Raw genomic sequence first — 326 nt, forward strand, 5'->3', positions numbered from 1 at the left:
TAGTTAAAATTGAAACAGACGAGCGTGATATCGATGCCATGTCCATGACGATTCATTTGGATGAACGTATGAATACGGCGTATCAAGAGAGTGAAGACTATGAGTCACTTGGGTTTATGGATGCCGTTTCTGTCACCGACTTCCCGATCAGAGACCACAAGGTAGTGTTAAAATTACGACGTCGTAGATGGAAGAACAAGCAAACAGGAGAGAGCTTTGTGGAACGAATCAGCGTAACAGAGAAAGGGACCCGCTACTCAAAAGAGTTTGCGGCTTTTTTAAAAGAGACGTATGGAGACATCCCCGGTGACCTGCCGTACGCTTGA

Annotated in this window: 1 protein-coding gene; it reads left to right on the forward strand. The window is 45.4% G+C overall.

What is annotated here, in order from left to right; genetic code table 11:
* On the forward strand, positions 1-326 hold a 326-nt coding region (locus GNY06_RS00815; protein ID WP_166518379.1), incomplete at its 5' end, for an ISAon1 family transposase N-terminal region protein.

This window comes from Elizabethkingia argenteiflava (assembly GCF_009904105.1).
Classification (GTDB): domain Bacteria; phylum Bacteroidota; class Bacteroidia; order Flavobacteriales; family Weeksellaceae; genus Elizabethkingia; species Elizabethkingia argenteiflava.